Origin of the sequence: Micromonospora sp. DT15, from assembly GCF_049841475.1 — a bacterium.
Lineage (GTDB): Bacteria > Actinomycetota > Actinomycetes > Mycobacteriales > Micromonosporaceae > Micromonospora.
The window spans coordinates 573,308-589,394 of record NZ_JBNCKJ010000001.1 but is presented as its reverse complement, the minus strand read 5'-3'; the positions used below and the strand labels follow the sequence as shown (position 1 = coordinate 589,394).

General features: G+C 71.7%; 16 protein-coding genes. 9 read left to right on the top strand and 7 right to left on the bottom strand.

The window, feature by feature from the left end; genetic code table 11:
• Positions 1-38: 38 nt before the first annotated feature.
• The 3 genes from ACLQ3F_RS02720 to ACLQ3F_RS02710 all read left to right on the top strand — a co-directional run bounded on the left by ACLQ3F_RS02720 (position 39) and on the right by ACLQ3F_RS02710 (position 2,571).
• Positions 39-440: a YciI family protein gene (locus tag ACLQ3F_RS02720; RefSeq protein ID WP_425845639.1), complete on the top strand. Its 402-nt coding sequence runs from the start codon at positions 39-41 to the stop codon at positions 438-440.
• Between the two features lie 3 nt (positions 441-443).
• Positions 444-1,724, top strand: coding sequence for an RNA polymerase sigma factor (locus ACLQ3F_RS02715; RefSeq protein WP_425846177.1), 1,281 nt, complete (start codon positions 444-446; stop codon positions 1,722-1,724).
• Between the two features lie 526 nt (positions 1,725-2,250).
• Entirely contained in the window at positions 2,251-2,571 is a 321-nt protein-coding gene (locus ACLQ3F_RS02710) for a DMT family transporter (protein ID WP_112585076.1), read from the top strand.
• A 55-nt stretch (positions 2,572-2,626) separates the two neighbouring features.
• Here ACLQ3F_RS02710 and ACLQ3F_RS02705 read toward each other — a convergent pair whose 3' ends face one another.
• Positions 2,627-3,988, bottom strand: a complete 1,362-nt coding sequence (locus ACLQ3F_RS02705) for a cellulase family glycosylhydrolase (RefSeq protein WP_425845637.1) — start codon at positions 3,986-3,988, stop codon at positions 2,627-2,629.
• A gap of 374 nt (positions 3,989-4,362) precedes the next feature.
• Between ACLQ3F_RS02705 and ACLQ3F_RS02700 the strand changes: the two genes are divergently transcribed.
• The 3 genes from ACLQ3F_RS02700 to ACLQ3F_RS02690 are packed head-to-tail and all read left to right on the top strand — an operon-like array spanning position 4,363 to position 6,322.
• The gene (locus tag ACLQ3F_RS02700; RefSeq protein ID WP_357204517.1) at positions 4,363-5,325 is read left to right on the top strand and encodes a TIGR03557 family F420-dependent LLM class oxidoreductase; all 963 of its coding nucleotides are present in this window, start codon (positions 4,363-4,365) and stop codon (positions 5,323-5,325) included.
• Positions 5,322-6,197, top strand: coding sequence for an alpha/beta fold hydrolase (locus ACLQ3F_RS02695; RefSeq protein ID WP_425845633.1), 876 nt, complete (start codon positions 5,322-5,324; stop codon positions 6,195-6,197). The genes ACLQ3F_RS02700 and ACLQ3F_RS02695 overlap by 4 nt, the downstream gene beginning before the upstream one ends.
• Positions 6,194-6,322 (top strand): hypothetical protein, encoded by a 129-nt coding sequence (locus ACLQ3F_RS02690; protein ID WP_256443305.1) that lies wholly within the window; start codon positions 6,194-6,196, stop codon positions 6,320-6,322. Before ACLQ3F_RS02695 ends, ACLQ3F_RS02690 begins: the two co-directional genes overlap by 4 nt.
• Before the next feature lie 111 nt (positions 6,323-6,433).
• On the opposite strand, the gene ACLQ3F_RS02685 is transcribed toward ACLQ3F_RS02690, so the two are convergent.
• The 6 genes from ACLQ3F_RS02685 to ACLQ3F_RS02660 all read right to left on the bottom strand — a co-directional run bounded on the left by ACLQ3F_RS02685 (position 6,434) and on the right by ACLQ3F_RS02660 (position 11,717).
• Positions 6,434-7,243: an endonuclease/exonuclease/phosphatase family protein gene (locus tag ACLQ3F_RS02685; protein WP_425845631.1), complete on the bottom strand. Its 810-nt coding sequence runs from the start codon at positions 7,241-7,243 to the stop codon at positions 6,434-6,436.
• A gap of 8 nt (positions 7,244-7,251) precedes the next feature.
• Positions 7,252-8,742 carry a phosphatase PAP2 family protein gene (locus tag ACLQ3F_RS02680; protein WP_357204510.1) on the bottom strand — a complete coding sequence of 497 codons (1,491 nt, stop codon included), beginning with the start codon at positions 8,740-8,742 and terminating at the stop codon, positions 7,252-7,254.
• A gap of 68 nt (positions 8,743-8,810) precedes the next feature.
• Positions 8,811-9,812, bottom strand: a complete 1,002-nt coding sequence (locus ACLQ3F_RS02675; protein WP_425845628.1) for a YihY/virulence factor BrkB family protein — start codon at positions 9,810-9,812, stop codon at positions 8,811-8,813.
• Positions 9,805-10,809: a diacylglycerol/lipid kinase family protein gene (locus tag ACLQ3F_RS02670; RefSeq protein WP_393225581.1), complete on the bottom strand. Its 1,005-nt coding sequence runs from the start codon at positions 10,807-10,809 to the stop codon at positions 9,805-9,807. Before ACLQ3F_RS02670 ends, ACLQ3F_RS02675 begins: the two co-directional genes overlap by 8 nt.
• A 93-nt stretch (positions 10,810-10,902) precedes the next feature.
• On the bottom strand, positions 10,903-11,481 hold the full coding sequence (locus tag ACLQ3F_RS02665) for a Clp protease N-terminal domain-containing protein (RefSeq protein ID WP_357204523.1): 579 nt from the start codon (positions 11,479-11,481) through the stop codon (positions 10,903-10,905).
• The gene (locus tag ACLQ3F_RS02660; RefSeq protein ID WP_030336062.1) at positions 11,481-11,717 is read right to left on the bottom strand and encodes an HTH domain-containing protein; all 237 of its coding nucleotides are present in this window, start codon (positions 11,715-11,717) and stop codon (positions 11,481-11,483) included. The genes ACLQ3F_RS02665 and ACLQ3F_RS02660 overlap by 1 nt, the downstream gene beginning before the upstream one ends.
• A gap of 152 nt (positions 11,718-11,869) precedes the next feature.
• Between ACLQ3F_RS02660 and ACLQ3F_RS02655 the strand changes: the two genes are divergently transcribed.
• The 3 genes from ACLQ3F_RS02655 (at position 11,870) to ACLQ3F_RS02645 (ending at position 16,048) form a co-directional block, all read left to right on the top strand.
• Positions 11,870-12,730: a universal stress protein gene (locus ACLQ3F_RS02655; RefSeq protein ID WP_357263756.1), complete on the top strand. Its 861-nt coding sequence runs from the start codon at positions 11,870-11,872 to the stop codon at positions 12,728-12,730.
• Between the two features lie 67 nt (positions 12,731-12,797).
• Positions 12,798-15,191, top strand: coding sequence for a phosphoketolase family protein (locus ACLQ3F_RS02650; RefSeq protein WP_425846173.1), 2,394 nt, complete (start codon positions 12,798-12,800; stop codon positions 15,189-15,191).
• Positions 15,152-16,048, top strand: a complete 897-nt coding sequence (locus ACLQ3F_RS02645) for a universal stress protein (protein ID WP_425845625.1) — start codon at positions 15,152-15,154, stop codon at positions 16,046-16,048. The genes ACLQ3F_RS02650 and ACLQ3F_RS02645 overlap by 40 nt, the downstream gene beginning before the upstream one ends.
• The last annotated feature ends 39 nt before the right edge of the window (positions 16,049-16,087 follow it).

Sequence of the window (16,087 nt, the reverse complement as noted above, 5' to 3'; positions counted from 1 at the left end):
GAGCACCGACGACGGTGCCCAGGCGTGAGGAGCCAACAATGAAGTACATGCTGCTGATGCAGTTCAGCGCCGCCGGGACCGACTTCCCGAGCATCGACACCTGGACCCAGGACGAGGTCCGGGCGCACATCGCGTTCATGGGCGAGGTCAACGCCAAGCTCACCGCCGCCGGTGAGTGGGTCGACGGGCAGGGCCTCGGCGGCCCGCAGCAGGCCCGGATCGTCCGCGCCGGTGAGGGCGGGGCACCGGTGGTCACCGAGGGGCCGTTCGCCGAGACCAAGGAGTTCCTGGCCGGCTTCTGGATCGTCGACTGCGAGAGCCCGCAGCGGGCCGTGGAGGTGGCCGCGCACATCTCCACGGCGCCCGGCCCCGGTGGTCGTCCGCTGAACATGCCGATCGAGGTGCACCCGGTGATGTCCGCCCCGGCACAGGAGCTGTGAGGGCTGAACACCGATCCCCGCATCGAGGACCTGCTGCGCGAGTTGGCGCCGCAGGTCCTCGGCGTGCTCAGCCGCCGCTTCGGTGACTTCGCCACCGCTGAGGACGCGGTGCAGGAGGCGCTGCTGGCCGCCGCCACCCAGTGGCCGGCCGAGGGACTGCCGGCGAACCCCCGTGGCTGGCTGATCCAGGTCGGCTACCGGCGGATGATCGAGCTAGTCCGCGGTGAGCAGGCCCGACGCCGCCGGGAGGACCTGGTCGCCCGCCGGGATCCGGACGACCAGCGGTACTCGCCAGCCCCGGACGAGGAATTGACCGCCGAGCGGGACGACACGCTGGTGCTGCTCTTCCTCTGCTGTCACCCGGCGCTCGCGCCGACATCGGCGGTGGCGCTGACCCTGCGCGCCGTCGGTGGGTTGAGCACCGCCGAGATCGCCCGCGCGTTCCTGGTGCCCGAGGCGACGATGGCGCAGCGGATCAGCCGGGCCAAGCACCGCATCCGGGTATCCGGGCTGCCGTTCCGGATGCCCGAGCCGGCGGATCGGGCGGACCGGTTGGTCGCCGTACGACAGGTGCTCTACCTGGTCTTCACCGAGGGCCACACCAGCACCACCGGCCCGGACCTGCGTCGCGTCGACCTCGCGGCGGAGGCGATCCGGCTGACCCGCGCGCTGCACACGCTGCTGCCGAACGACAGCGAATCAGCCGGGCTGCTGGCGTTGATGCTGCTCACCGAGGCCCGTGGACCGGCGCGGACCGGGCCCTCCGGCGAGCTGATCTCGCTCGCCGATCAGGACCGCAGCCGATGGGACGCGACGGCGATCGCCGAAGGCGTCGCACTGGTCACCCGGGCCCTACCGCGCGGGCCGGTCGGTCCGTACCAGGTGCAGGCCGCCATCGCCGCCCTGCACGACGAGGCGCCGAGCACCGAGCAGACCGACTGGCCGCAGATCCTGGCGCTGTACGAGGTGCTGGAACGCTTGGCCGCCAGCCCTGTGGTGGCCCTCAACCGGGCCGTGGCAACTGCCATGGTGCACGGACCAGCCGCCGGCCTGGCTGCCCTCGACGCGTTGACAGACGACCCGCAGTTGGCCGGACACCACCGGCTGGCCGCCGCCCGCGCCCACCTGCATGAGATGGCCGGTGACCAGGCCCGCGCGGTCGCCGACTATCGGATCGCCGCCGCCCGCACGAGCAGCCGCCCCGAGCAGCTCTACCTGACGATGCGAGCAGCCCGACTGGCCGCCCAGCCCGGGGACTGCCCGCCTCGCGGGTGGTCGCCGTGACGAGAGCCCGTTTGGGTGCGACGGCAGCAGCCTCACGCACCACGGCTGGCAATCTTGGACAGTTTCCGTCAGCACGAAACGGAAAGTGTCCAAGATCTACCCTGCCGGCTCCTTCGCACGCCCCTACCGGCGTCGCCGGCTTGGCCGGGACCAACGGGCGAGCCAGCGCCCCTCACTCGACGCGGATCAGCGGGCGGGTGTGTGCGGGGACGCCTTTGGAGTTGATGCCGTAAACGATTCATCCATGGCCTGAGCGCCGGGGCGACGCCGCCCGGCGGCGCGGCGGCCCTGCGCGGCGGCCCGGCGCGGCGGCCCTGCGCGGCGGCCCTGCGCGGCGGCCCGGCGCGGCCCGGCGCGGCCCGGCGCCATGTGGCCGATTCGTTTGTGGCATCAGCTCCAAAGGCATTCGGTGGTAGGTGCCGGGGGGTGCGCGGACGTCACGTGCACGGGCCCGCCGGGCGGGGACCTCGCCGGCACTAGCCTGGGTGGCGATGGGCTCATCGATCACGGAGGACCGAGGGGACGCATGGCGTACGTGCTGCTGGGGATCGCCATTCTCGCCGAGGTGGTGGCGACCAGCCTGATCAAGAGCACCGCCGGGTTCAGTCGGCTCTGGCCGACGGTGGCGTGCCTCGGCGGCTACGCGCTGGCGTTCCTCCTGCTGGCCCAGGCCGTCAAGGAGATCCCCGTCGGGGTGGCGTACGCCCTCTGGTCGGGTCTGGGCACCGCGGCCATCGTGGCGATCGGGGCGGTTTTCCTGGGTGAGTCGGTGGGGCTCGCCAAGCTCACCGGCATCGCACTGATCATCGCCGGGGTGGTCATCGTGAACCTCGCCGGGGAGCACTGACCGGGACGGTTTCCGGTGGCCGGGCCCGGTGCGGGCCCGGCCACCGGTCCGACGGTCAGCTCGCCGTGCAGCTCACCGCCGGCAGGCTGTTGGTGCCGCTCCAACTGCCGAGGAAGCCGAAGCTGGCGCTGGCCCCGGGGGCCAGTCGTCCGTTGTAGTCCGTGTTGCGGGCGGTCACCGTGGTTCCGCTGCTGGTGAGCGCCACATTCCAGGACTGGGTGACGCGCTGGCCGTTGGCGAAGGTCCACCCGGCGGTCCAGCCGGTGATCGCCCTCGCGCCGGCGGTCACCCGTACCTCACCCTGGAAGCCGCCCTGCCACTGGTTGGTCACCGTGTACGTCGCCGTGCAGCCACCGCTGGGGGGCGGCGTGGTCGGCGGGGGCGTCGTCGGGGGTGGGGTGGTCGGCGGGGGCGTCGTCGGCGGTGGGGTGCCGCCGAAGACGGTGGCCTCGCGGGCGGTCTGCCGGATGCCGTTGACCCCGTTGAAGAGGCGCTGACCCCAGTCGGTCAGGCTCGCCGGATTGAAGTTGGTGGCCAGGTCGAGATACTCGACGCCGCCGCCGTTGCCGCTCCACGACCAGCCCAGCCAGCCGATCCCGTTGGCCTGGCTGTACGCGAGGATGGCGTCCTCGTCCGGGTTGCCGTCGGAGTGGTTGAAGCCGAACTCACCGACCACGATGGGCAGCCCCGCCGTGCGGAACCGGCCCAGGTAGTCGCTGATCTCCGCGGCGGTGTCGAAGACCCCGTACATGTGGATGGAGAACACCGTGTTGCGGGCCGGGTCGGCGGCGAAGACCGACGCGGCGTTGTCGCGCATGGTGAACGACCAGTCCTGCCCCCAGTTCGGCGCGTCCACCATGATCGTGTGGGTCAACCCGCCGGCCCGCAGCCGCTTGATCGCGTTGGCGTTGTCGGTGGCCCACGAGCCGTAGTTCTGGTTGCCGTACGGCTCATTGCCGATGTTGACGAGGACGTACCTCTCCTGGCCGGCGAGGACGTCGGCGAGGCTGAGCCAGTAGTCGACGGCGCGGTCGAGGGTGATCGCGCCGCTCTGCTCGCCGTACCCGGTGGTGTCGTGCACCTCCAGCACGCAGATCAGCCGGTTGGCCTTGCAGAGCGAGATGACGTTGGCGACGTCGGCGTTGGTGTTGCGGGTCCACCGGTCGCCGCTGGAGAGCACCACCCGCACGGTGTTCGCGCCGAGCGCCTTGACGTCGGCGAACGAGCTGGTCTGCTGCGGGTACCAGGTGTGCGCGTGGTTGACGCCGCGCATGATGAATTCGGCGCCGTTGGCGTCGTACAACTTGCCGCCAGCGACGGAGAACCCAGCCGCGGCGTGTGCCGGCTGGCCGAATGCCAGCACGGTGACGAGCAACGCGAGCAGTGTCGCGCCGGCGGCGGAGAGTCGAGTCTTCATGGCCTTCCTCAGGGAGGACCCCCGGTGCCCGACAGGGGTGGGGACGTGACGGGGAAGGCGGCTGCAGCCCGGCAGCCGCGCCCGGCTCCCGGCGCAGGCATCAGCGTAGGACGATGGATTGGTCCTCGCAACCGGTTCAGTTGACGGGCCCGCAGCCCGGACAGCCGCAACGGCCCACGCGGACGCGGGCCGTCACGGGGCGGTCATCCCCACCACAGGATGTGCGCCACACCCGGGTCTTAACCGGTTAAGAGCGACGGTAGGCAGGCGGTCGGCTCCCGTCAAGCATCGCGGCAACCGAACCGGACGGGAGGGTTGACCGCCGTGCACCGGGGTATCCCGGGAACGATCCGTCAGTGAGAGGGGATACCAGGATGGTCAGCGTCGGCTACACCCTGATGAGCGAGCAGGCCGGGCCCAAGCAGCTGGTGGACCATGCGGTACGGGCTGAGGCGGCTGGCTTCGACCAACTGGTGGTGTCCGACCACTACTACCCGTGGCTGGACTCCCAGGGCCACTCCCCGTACGCCTGGTCGGTGCTCGGCGCTGTCGCCCACGCCACCTCCCGCGCGGAGCTGATGTCATTCGTGACCTGCCCGATCCGCCGCTACCACCCGGCCGTGGTGGCGCAGAAGGCCAGCACCATCGGCGCGCTCTCCGACGGCCGGTTCACCCTCGGCCTGGGTGCCGGGGAGAACCTGAACGAGCACGTGGTCGGCGGCTGGCCGCACGTGCAGCAGCGGCACGAGATGTTCGAGGAGGCGTTGCAGATCATCAGGCCGTTGCTCAACGGCGAGACGCTGACCTTCTCCGGCAACCACTTCGACGTGCCCGACGCCTACGTCTGGGACCGCCCGGAACGGCCGGTGCCGATGGCCGTCGCCGCGTCCGGTCGACAGTCCGCGACGTTGGCCGCCGAGTACGGCAACGGCCTCATCTCCACCGAACCGGACCGGCACATCATCGAGATGTACGACGATGCCGGGGGCGCCGGCCAGCCCCGCTACGGCCAGGTGGCCATCTGCTACGGCCCCGACGAGGCGGAGTGCCGCAAGATCGTGCACGACCAGTTCCGCTGGTTCGGAATGGGTTGGAAGGTCAACGCCGACCTGCCCGGCCCGGAGTCGTTCGCCGCCGCCACCCAGTTCGTCCGTGAGGAGGACGTCGCCGAGGGCATCTCCTGCGGCCCGGACGTGGACGCGCACGTCGAGGCGTTCCGCAAGTTCGTCGACGCCGGCTTCACGCACGTGGCGATCATCCAGGTGGGTGGGGAGAGCCAGCCGATGTTCCTGGACTGGGCCCAGGAGCAGCTGCTGCCCCGGTTGCGCGAACTGTGAGCCAAGGCGCGGCACCCCGGAGGCCCGGGTCGACCCACCGCAGCGCCCTCGGCCGGTTCGGGCCGGCCGAGTTGCGGCTCGCCATGGCCGCGCCCCGGCCAGCCGCAGGCCTCACCAGCGAGTGGCGACTCGTCGACGGACTGCGCACCCACACCCGCCGCAGCGCCGACCCGGGGACCGGCACGCCACCCGTGGTGCTGGTGCACGGCCTGGCCGTCTCGCACCGGTATCTCACCCCGCTGGCCGTCGCGCTCTCCACCACCCATCAGGTGTACGTGCCGGACCTGCCCGGCTTCGGGCTGACCGAACACCCCCGAGGCGCGTACGACGTTCGCCGGCACGCGGAGCACCTGGCCGCCTGGCTGGCCGCGTACCAATTGCCTCCGGCCTGTCTGCTGGGGCACTCGTTCGGCGCGGAGGTGGTCGCCGCGGTCGCCGCGCTTCACCCCGATGCGGTACGCGCGCTGGCGTTGGCGGGACCGACGAGCGACCCGGCGGCCCGAACCCGGCGGGGACAGTTCGGTCGGTGGCTGGTGGACAGCCTCCACGAAGCGCCACTCCAGGCCCCGATCCTGGTGCGCGACGTCTGGAACGCCCGGCCCTGGCGGGTCCTCGCGACGCTGTCGCACTCGGTGCACAACGCCGTCGAGGCGGACCTCGTCCGCGTCACCGCGCCGACCGTCGTCGTGGCCGGCGATCGCGACACGGTCGTACCGCAGCGGTGGCGGGACGAGGCGACACGGCTGGTGCCGCAGGCGTCCCTGGTGGTCGTTCCCGGTGCCGCGCACAACGTGGTCACGACCGCTCCGACTGCCGTCGCTGACGCGATCCGGCACCTGCTCGCCCCTCATCCCGCACTCACGGACAGGTGACCATCATGCGCTTCGGCAACACGGAGATCCGCCCGCTCGGCGGTGGCCTCGGCTGCCTCCTGATGATCCTCTTCTCGATCGTGGCGTCGGTGGTGCTGACCGTCCTGTTGAATCTGGTGCTCTGAGCCCTCGCGCCACCGGCACGACCGTCACCGACCAGACCCACCGGACTCCGGACAGCAGCGGGCGCAGCAGCAGTCGGTGGAGCAGTCGCAGCACCCGGCCGGCCGTCCGCGTCAGCCGGGAGACAGCTCCAGCGTGGCGAGCAGCGGATAGTGGTCGGAGGCGGTGGCCGCCACCCCGTCGCGGATCACCCGACAGTCGCGCACCCGCTGCGCCACCGCCGGACTGCCGAGCAGGTAGTCCAACCGCATCCCGGCGAACTCGGCCCCACCCAGCCCGGTGGGCACCGTGTAGCCAGCGGCTTCCGGCGCGTCGGCGTTTCCCGACGGCCAGAGGTCGACGAGACCGGCGGCGAGCAGCCGGGCGACCGCCCGGGTGTCCACCGTGTCGCCGGAGCGACGCAGGTGCCGCCGCCGGTAGAGGGTGGGCATACCGGCCAGCCGGTCGGTGTGGTCGACGGTCGGATCGAGCGAGTTGAGGTCACCGGTGATCAACGTCAACGGCCCCTGGTCGCGGCGCATCGCGGCGATCAACCAGTCCACCTCCATCCGCCGCCGACCCCCGGAGTACGGGTAGAGGTGGGTGCCCAGCACAGTGAGCGGGCCGGCCGACGTGGCCATCACGACGCGGGCGGCGGCATGGTGGAACGGCCGACGCACCGGCCTCGCGTCGACGACCCGGTACGGCGGCCGGACCAGCACCGCCACCGGCTGCCCGAAGCAGGACCGGGCCAGGTGGGGAACCATCCCCACCCGGCCCGCCACGCCGGCCATCAAGCCGTCCCTGTCGAAGCCTCGCAACTCCTGCAGGGCCAGCACGTCCGGTGCCTGCTCGTCGATGACCTGAACCACCTGATCCAGCCGGTCGAGGCCGCCACGGTCCCGGCCGCCGGTGCGGATGTTCCAGGTCATCACCCGCAGCACGACGGCACTCAGTCAGCTCTGCCGGCCCGCGCCAGCTCGTCGTCGAGGGTGTCCACGTCCTCCGACTCGATGGCCGGTTGGTTGCCTTCCTTCAGGTCCTCGTTCGGTCGGATCACCAGGTAGAGCAAGCCGATCCAGAGCGCGGAGAGCAGGATCGCGCCCATGAAGTCGGTGGGGTGGTGCATCCCCCGGTACATCCGGGACGTGGCCACCCCGACCGGCATGATCACGGCCAGCCCCACGAAGATCCAGCGCCACCACCGGTCGGTACGCGGGAACACGATGAGGGTGATCGCCAGCCAGACGCAGATCGTGGCCGCGATGTGCCCGGACGGGAACGACGAGGTGGGCATCTGCCCGTCCAGGTTCTCCACCGGCGGACGCGGCCGGTCGACCGCGCGGGCCGACGCGAGGAAGAGCGTCAACTCCCCCACCATCGCCAGCGCCACGAAGAGCACCGGGCGCCAGCGCCGCCACACCGCCAGCACCAGCGGGCAGAACACCAGCGAGATCAGCAGGATGGCGTGGGTGTCACCGAACTTGCTCCACCACCAGCTGACGTCGGTCAGCACCTCGGTGTGCCGTTCGGCGAACCACTGCGGCACCTTGGTGTCGAGGGTGTCGAAGAAGGTGCCCTTGGCGTGGTAGCTGACGTACGTGCCGAAGCCGTACAGCGCGCCGAACACGATCACCCAGCCGACCAGCAGCTCGGCCACCGCCGAGCGGGGATGAGCCAGCACGTGTTCCTCGGCCGGGGCGGGGGCGATGTCGTGCCCCGCCTCCGGCTCCAGGCCCTCGGTCAGCGGCGGCACCGGCTTACCCCGCTCCCGCCGCCACAGGCGGAAGGCGTACGCGGTGACGCCCAGCCAGGCGGCCCCGAGCAGCCAGGCGGCCAGCACGTCGGAGACGAAGTGCACGCCCAGCGCGATCCGGGTCAGCCCGACCAGCGCCACCAGCACACCGACGCCCACGATGGCCGGCTTGCGCCAGCGGGGTGCCATCGCCGGCAGGAACACCAGCAGCAGCGCTCCGTACGCGACGAACGAGCCGAGCGCGTGCCCGCTCGGGAAGCTGTTGCCGGGTGCGCTGGCGATCGGCACGTCCACCACCGGGCGGAGCCGGCCGACAAGCGTCTTCAGTGACGGGTCGAGGATCAGGCCACCGACCCCCGTGATGATCAGATAAACGGCGAGTCGGGGCTGCCGCCGGATCAGCAGACCGACCACGGCGATGGTGACCAGCCAGATGAGGATCGGCCGACCGCCCAGGTCCGTCACCGCCTGGAGCACGGTGACCAGCGCGTGGTGCGGGGCGACGAGCCCGTTGAACCACTCGGCGAGCCCGTGGTCGACGTCCTGCAACGGGCTCCACTGCACCCGGACGAGCAACAACAGCAGCCCGAAGGCCACCCCGGCACCGGTGACGGCCACCAGACCGGCAATGCTCCGTTCGGCGAAATGACCGACCGGACGGTGCGCCACCTCTTTGACCGCGGCCACCCCGCACCTCCCTTTCCTGTCTGGCGAGGCGCTTTACCCGATCTGCGTCCGTCGTACACGCCACAGCGCTAGAGCGCCGACATGTCCCCGGTGTCGTACAGCTCGGCGCGGTCCGGGTCGGGCTCCCACAGATCCGGTTGGGCGGGCTCCCGCACACCGATGCGCAGCGCCTCCAGTTGCGCGGCGAAGGACAGCCCGCCGAAGAGCGCCATCCCGGTCAGGTTGGCCCAGAGCAGCAGCGCCATCATGCCGGTCAGGGCGCCGTAGGTCTGCCCGAAACCGTCACTGAACCGCACGTACGCGGCGAGCAGCAGGCTGGCCAGCCACCACAGCGCGGTGGCGATGCCGGCTCCGAAGAACAGCCAGGACAGGCCGGGCTGGTTGCGGCGCGGCGCGTGTCGGAACAGCACGGCGACGGCGACGATGGTCAACCCGAGGCTCAGCGGGAAGCGGATCACGTCCCAGATGCCGTTGGCGAGCGCGCCCCACTCGTAGTGTTCGCGCACCGAGTCGCCGATCGCGCCGCCGCCGACCAGGATCAGGAAGCCGGCGAGGGCGGGCAGGCCGGCGGTGACGGCCAGCACGGCGGCCCGCAGGTATTTGCGCAACGCCGGACGGTCCCGCTCGACGCCGTAGATGCGGTTGGCGCCCCGCTCGATCTGGGCCATCGTGGTGGTGAGCGCGAACAGGCCGGTGAGCAGACCGAGGGTGAGCGCCAGCTCGCCGGCGTCCTCGACGCGTTCGCCCTCACCGAGCAGCTCGGAGACCACCTGCTCGCTCTGGCCGGGGGTGAGCGCCAGGACGGTGTCGGCGACCACCTGGCCGCCCTCCCGGACGCCCAGCTCGCTGATCAGCCCGGTGAGGGCGATCAGGAACGGCACCACGGCGAGGCAGAGTTGCAGCGCGAAGGCCCGGGAGTGGCTGAACCCGTCGCCGTAGCGGAACCGGATGAACGCGTCCCGCAGCAGGTGCCAGCCGCCCTGCCGGCGCAGTGTGTGCCAGGCGTCGTCGGCGGACAGCTCCTCGTCGGCCATCAGCCGGGTCTCCGGCACGATCCGGGTGCTACTCACGGCGCGCTTCCTCGATCAGCTGCTCGCCCCGCTCCCCGGCGCCTTGCGCGTCAACGGCCAGGTCGGGGGCGCCTTCGGGCTGCGGAACGCAGAGCCAGAGCGCCTGGGGTCGGATCTCCGCCCGCAGTTGCCGCCCCGGGGAGATCAGGTCGCCGTCCAACTCCCGAGGCTGCGCCCGGTTGCTGCTGACCACCACGCGCCGACCCCGGAACACCTCCAACTGCGGCACCTGGCCGCTGCGGCGGATCACCGCCCAACCGAGCGCGAGCCAGTGCCGCAGGTTTCGGGGGGTGAGCACGGCGACGTCGAGCCAGCCGTCGTCCGGCTCGGCCTCGGTCAGCAGTGTCACTCCGCCCTGCAGCCGGCCCACGTTGGCGATCAGGACCGAACGGGCCCGGCGGCGCACCGCCGGCCGGTCGTCGATGCGGATCTGCACCCGCATCGGCCGGTCCCGCAGGTGGCGGACGGCGCCCACCACGTACGCGGGCCAGCCGATACGAGCCTTTGTCGTCTCGTTTGTGGCTTCGAGCATCTGGGCGTCGAAGCCCATGCCGGCCATCACTGTGAAGTACTTGTCCTCCACCGCGCCGACGTCGAGCAGTCGCCGGCCGCGTTCAACGGCGACCTGGAGCCCGGCGGCCAGATCGGTGGAGAGCCCCAGGTTGGCGGCGAGCAGGTTGCCGGTGCCCTGCGGCAGCACGGCGAGGGCCACGTCGGTGCCGACCAACCCACTGACGCAGGCCATCACGGTGCCGTCGCCGCCGCAGGCGAAGACCAGGTCGACGCCGGCCTTGACGGCCTCTTCGGTCTGGCCCCGACCGGGGTCTTCGACAGTCGTCTCGTACCACTGCGGCTCGGGCCAGCCGGCCGCGGCGAGGGCGTCGTCGACGGTGCGGCGCAGCTCGTCGAGATCGTCGACCTTCGACGGGTTCACCACCACGGCGGAGCGCAACCCGCCGTCGCCGCCAGCGGGCCGCCTGTCCTGTCCAGCATCCACGGCGTCAGTGTGCAGCACCCGGACGGCTTCAGCGACCCGGCGGCGACGTGGCGTCGGAAGTGCCACAGACAGGTTTCAGAATGCTCCTGCCCGTCAGGCCGCCGCCCGCAAGGCGATCTCCACCCGTCGGCGCAGATCATCGAGGTCGACCCCGGACTCGGTGAGCACCACCGCTCCCAGCCCGTGGCCCTCCCGGAGCACCCCGAGCAGGATGTGCTCGGTGCCGATGTGTTTGTGTCGCAGTCGCAGGGCCTCCCGCAGGGACAGCTCCAGCGCCTTCTTGGAGCGGGGCGAGAACGGGCCGCCGAGGTAACGCTTACGCCCCCAGCGGCGACGCGGCGCCGGCACCGCCTCCCGTAGCGCGTCCGGTCCGAAGGACTGCTCGATGCGGGCCACGATCGCGGCCAGGTCGATGCCGATCTCCCGCAGGGCCGCCGCGTCCGCGTCGCCGAGGCCGGCGCCGCCGCTGACTGTGTGCCGGCGGACGCGTTCGCGCAGGTCGTCGGCGCGTACCCCGGCGTCGGCGAGCACCCGACTGGCCAGCCCGGCGTCGTCGGCGAGCAGGGCGAGCAGCAGGTGCTCGGTGCCGACCGGGCGTTGGCCCTCGACCCGCGCCTCCTCCAGCGCCCGTCGCACCACGTCGCGTGCCCGGTCGGTGAACCGTTCGAACATCACGCCTCCCAGGATGAGTTGACCGCCGGTCGCCCGGCGTGCTTCTTGTGCACTGCCTGCCGGCTGACCTCGAGCGTGTCGGCGATCTCCTGCCAGGACCAGCCCTGCCGTCGGGCGTTGTCGACCTGGACCACCTCGAGCCGCTCGAGAAGCCGGCGTAGCGCGCGGACGGCGCGCAGCCCGACCCGGGGGTCGGTGCTGCCGGCTGCCGCCGCTAGTTCTGTCGCCTGACTCATGCCGTCAACATACGTTGACAACTCCCCGCCTGTCAACCCTGGTTGACGAGCGGGGACCGCAGCGGATCGGACCCGCCACCGTGCTCATCCGACTACCCTCGGTCAGGGACAGCTTGGTCGTGCCGGGCGCGACGCCCGGGAGGTGATATCGGATGGCCGCACCCGCCGACGCAGCGGTGCTGGTCGGCCTCGGGTCGGAACTCGACCTCCCGGTCGTCGAACAGGCCGCGCAGGAGGCCGCCGGACACGGCCGGCCACTGCACCTGCTGCACACCTTCGACTGGCGCGCGGCCTTCGCCGCGGACACCGTCGCCGCACCCCGCGACCAGGCCGAAAAACTGATCACCCGCGCCGCCCAACTCGCCCACCAGACCGAGCCAGGGCTGACCGTACGCGGGGAGATCGTCGAGAGCTCCGTGCTACCCACCCTCATCCGCCGCTCGGAGGTCGCCTTCCTGCTGGCCGTCGGCGACAGCGGCATGGCTGGCAGCGGTCAGTGCGTTCCAGCCGAGACGACAGCCGTGCAGTTGGCCGCCCGGGCCGGATGCCCCCTGTTGGTGGTCCGACGTGAACCGCCGCCACAGGGCCCGGTGCTGGTGGGCGTCGACGGCTCCCCCAGCTCACACCTCGCCCTGCGATGGGCCCTGACGTGCGCGGCCCGCCGCGACGCCCGACTGCTGGCCCTGCGGGTGGTGGAGTACGACGAGGACACCGACGCGGTCGCCGAGCAACTCAACGAGGCAATGGCCCGGCACGCCGGCCGCGACAACACCGTGCCGACCGAGTGTCGCGTGGTACGCGGCGACCCCGCCGACGTGCTGATCGACACCTCCCGCAACGCGCAGGTGGCGCTGGTCGCCGCCCGCGGCGACGAGCCGGGGCGGGCCATGCTGGGCGCGGTCGCCCAGTCCCTGCTCTACCACTCCCCGGCCCCGGTGGTCGTCGTCCGCGGCCTGGCCGAGGCGCCGCTGACCGGGCCCGGTGCCCGCCCGGCGCGGGACCAACGGCCCTGACCCCGGGCGTCCGCACCGGTCAGGCTGGACGCCGGAGGCCCCACTCCTACCCGCGAGAGGCAGCATGATGGAGACCGCTCTCGACGTGCACCACGCCCTCACCGACGACGAGCTGCGCCGGCTGGACGCCTACTGGCGCGCCGCGAACTACCTCACCGTCGGGCAGATCTACCTGCTGGACAATCCGCTGCTGCGCGAGCCGCTGACCCCCGACGACATCAAACCCCGACTGCTCGGGCACTGGGGCACCAGCCCCGGCCTCAATCTGATCTACGCCCACCTCAACCGGGTGATCGTGGCGCGCGACCTCAACGCCATGCTGGTCACCGGCCCCGGCCACGGCGGCCCGGCCATCGTGGCCAACACCTGGCTGGAGGGCACCTGGTCGGAGCGCTACCACGACGTGGCGCGCGACGAGGCCGGGATGTCCCGGCTGTTCCGCCAGTTCTCCTTCCCGGGCGGCATCCCCAGCCACGTCGCGGCGGACGTGCCGGGTTCGATCCACGAGGGCGGCGAGCTGGGGTACGCGCTGAGCCACGCCTACGGCGCCGCGTTCGACCACCCGGACCTGCTGGTGGCCTGCGTGATCGGCGACGGCGAGGCGGAGACCGGGCCGCTGGCCGGCAGTTGGCTCTCCGACGTGTTCCTCAACCCGGCCCGTGACGGCGCGGTGCTGCCCATCCTGCACCTCAACGGTTACAAGATCGCCAACCCGACGGTGCTGTCCCGGATCCCCGAGGACGACCTGCTGGACCTCATGCGTGGATCGGGCTACCAGCCGTACGTCGTGGCCGGTGACGAGCCCGCCCGGGTGCACCGGACCCTCGCCGCGACGCTGGACCGCGTGCTGAGCGAGATCGCCGAGATCCAGCGGAGGGCGCGCTCCGGAGGCGTCGTCGAACGCCCCCGCTGGCCGATGATCATTCTGCGGACGCCGAAGGGCTGGACCGGCCCGAGTGAGGTCGACGGCACCCAGGTGGAGGGCACCTACCGCGCCCACCAGGTGCCGCTGTCGGGCGTACGCGACAACCCGGCGCACCGGGCCGAGTTGGAGCGCTGGCTGCGCAGCTACCGGCCGGAGGAGCTGTTCGACGCGACCGGCGCGCCGGTGGAGGAGCTGCTGACGCTGCCGCCGAGCGGTGACCGGCGGATGAGCGCCAACCCGGTCACCAACGGCGGCGTGGTGCTGCGCGACCTGACCCTGCCGGACTTCCGCGACTACGGCGTGGAGGTTCCCGAACCTGGTACGCCGATCGCCGGCGCGACCGGGGTGCTCGGCCCGTGGATCCGCGACGTCATCAGCGCCAACCCGGAGACGTTCCGGCTGTTCGGCCCGGACGAGGTCGCGTCCAACCGGCTGGGTGCGGCGTTCGAGGTGACCGACCGGGCCTGGGTGGCCGCCACCGTGCCCGGCGACGACCACCTCTCCCCCGACGGGCGGGTCATGGAGGTGCTCTCCGAGCACCTGTGCCAGGGCTGGCTGGAGGGCTACCTGCTGACCGGCCGGCACGGCGTGTTCACCAGCTACGAGGCGTTCATCCACATCGTCGACTCGATGCTCAATCAGCACGCCAAGTGGCTGAAGGTGACCCGGGCCATCCCCTGGCGGCAGCCGATCGCCTCGCTGAACTACCTGCTCTCCAGCCACGTCTGGCGGCAGGACCACAACGGCTTCTCCCACCAGGACCCGGGCTTCATCGACCACGTCGTCAACAAGAAGGCCGAGGTGGTGCGGGTCTATCTGCCGCCGGACGCCAACACGTTGCTCGCCACGATGGACCACTGCCTGCGCAGCCGGCACTACATCAACGTGGTGGTGGCCGGTAAGCAGGCCGCCCCGAACTGGTTGACGATGACCGAGGCGATCCAGCACACCCGGCGCGGCCTGGGCATCTGGGAATGGGCCAGCAACGACGGCGACACCGAACCGGACGTGGTGCTCGCCTGCTGCGGAGACGTGCCCACCCTGGAGACGTTGGCCGCCGCCGAACTGCTGCGCCAGCACCTGCCGAAATTGAAGGTGCGCCTGGTCAACGTGGTCGACCTGATGCGCCTCCAGCCGGACACCGAGCATCCACACGGTCTGACCGACAACGAGTTCGACACCATCTTCACCCAGGACCGGCCGATCATCTTCGCGTACCACGGTTATCCATGGCTGATCCACCGACTCACCTACCGCCGCACGAACCACGAGAACCTGCACGTGCGCGGTTACAAGGAGGAGGGCACCACCACCACCCCGTTCGACATGGTGATGCTCAACGACCTGGACCGCTTCCACCTGGTCATCGACGTCATCGACCGGGTGCCCGGGCTGGCCGCCAGCGCCGCGCACCTGCGCCAACGGATGGTCGACGCCCGGCAGGCGGCCCGCGACTACACCCGCCAGTACGGCGAGGACGACCCCCAGGTCGCCGAATGGCGCTGGGTCCGCGAAACCGACCCGACCACCCCCTGAAGGAGGACGACGTGCGCAACGCGGAGATCCTGGTCGGCTACGACGGCTCCACCGACGCCTCGATGGCCCTGAACTGGGCCATCGACGAGGCGCGGCACAGCGGCCAGCCGGTGCGGCTGGCGTACGTCTTCGAATGGCTGACGGTGGCCAGTTGGGTCGGTCCGGGCGTGGCCCCCGGCGTGTGGCCGGACGACACCGCCCGCCGTCAGGTCGACGACCTGGTGCGCAAGGCCGCGGCGGACGCCACAGCGGCAAACCCCGGGCTGACCATCACCGGCGAGGTGTACGACGGGCCGCCCGCGCTGGTGTTGCAGGAACGCTCGGCGGACGCCGGGATGCTGGTGCTCGGCAGCCGGGGGCACGGCGGCTTCGGTGGCCTGCTGGCCGGGTCGACGGCGGTCTCGGTCGCCGCGCACGCCCACTGCCCGGTCGTGGTGGTCCGGGACGGAGCCGACAAAGCCCTGGCCGGCCCCGTGGCGGTCGGCGTGGACGGCTCGGAACCGTCGCTGGTGGCGCTCGGCTTCGCGGCCGAACGGGCGGCACAGCGTCAGGTGCCGTTGCGTGTCCTGCACGCCTGGACACCGGGCCCCAACGCCGAGGCCGGGGTGCCCGACGAGCGGGCCGCCGTGGAGCAGGCGCTGGAGCCGTGGCGGCGGACGTTCGCCGAGCTGACCATCGCCGTCGATCTGGTCCCGACCAGCCCGGCGGCCATGCTGATCGAGGCGAGCCGGGACGCGCAGCTGGTGGTGGTCGGCAGCCGCGGCCGGGGCGGGCTGGCCGGAATGCTGCTCGGCTCGGTCAGCCAACAGCTCATCCAGCACGCCCACTGCCCGGTCGCCGTGGTCCGCGAACGCTGACATCCACCGGGCGGGGCCGCACCGGTGTGCGCGACCTGG

Coding starts and splice junctions, on each gene's coding strand:
- ACLQ3F_RS02720 (WP_425845639.1), top strand. CDS start 39: ATGAAGTACATGCTGCTGATGCAGTTCAGCGCCGCCGGGACCGACTTC.
- ACLQ3F_RS02710 (WP_112585076.1), top strand. CDS start 2,251: ATGGCGTACGTGCTGCTGGGGATCGCCATTCTCGCCGAGGTGGTGGCG.
- ACLQ3F_RS02705 (WP_425845637.1), bottom strand. CDS start 3,988: ATGAAGACTCGACTCTCCGCCGCCGGCGCGACACTGCTCGCGTTGCTC.
- ACLQ3F_RS02700 (WP_357204517.1), top strand. CDS start 4,363: ATGGTCAGCGTCGGCTACACCCTGATGAGCGAGCAGGCCGGGCCCAAG.
- ACLQ3F_RS02665 (WP_357204523.1), bottom strand. CDS start 11,481: ATGTTCGAACGGTTCACCGACCGGGCACGCGACGTGGTGCGACGGGCG.
- ACLQ3F_RS02660 (WP_030336062.1), bottom strand. CDS start 11,717: ATGAGTCAGGCGACAGAACTAGCGGCGGCAGCCGGCAGCACCGACCCC.
- ACLQ3F_RS02655 (WP_357263756.1), top strand. CDS start 11,870: ATGGCCGCACCCGCCGACGCAGCGGTGCTGGTCGGCCTCGGGTCGGAA.
- ACLQ3F_RS02650 (WP_425846173.1), top strand. CDS start 12,798: ATGGAGACCGCTCTCGACGTGCACCACGCCCTCACCGACGACGAGCTG.
- ACLQ3F_RS02645 (WP_425845625.1), top strand. CDS start 15,152: ATGGCGCTGGGTCCGCGAAACCGACCCGACCACCCCCTGAAGGAGGAC.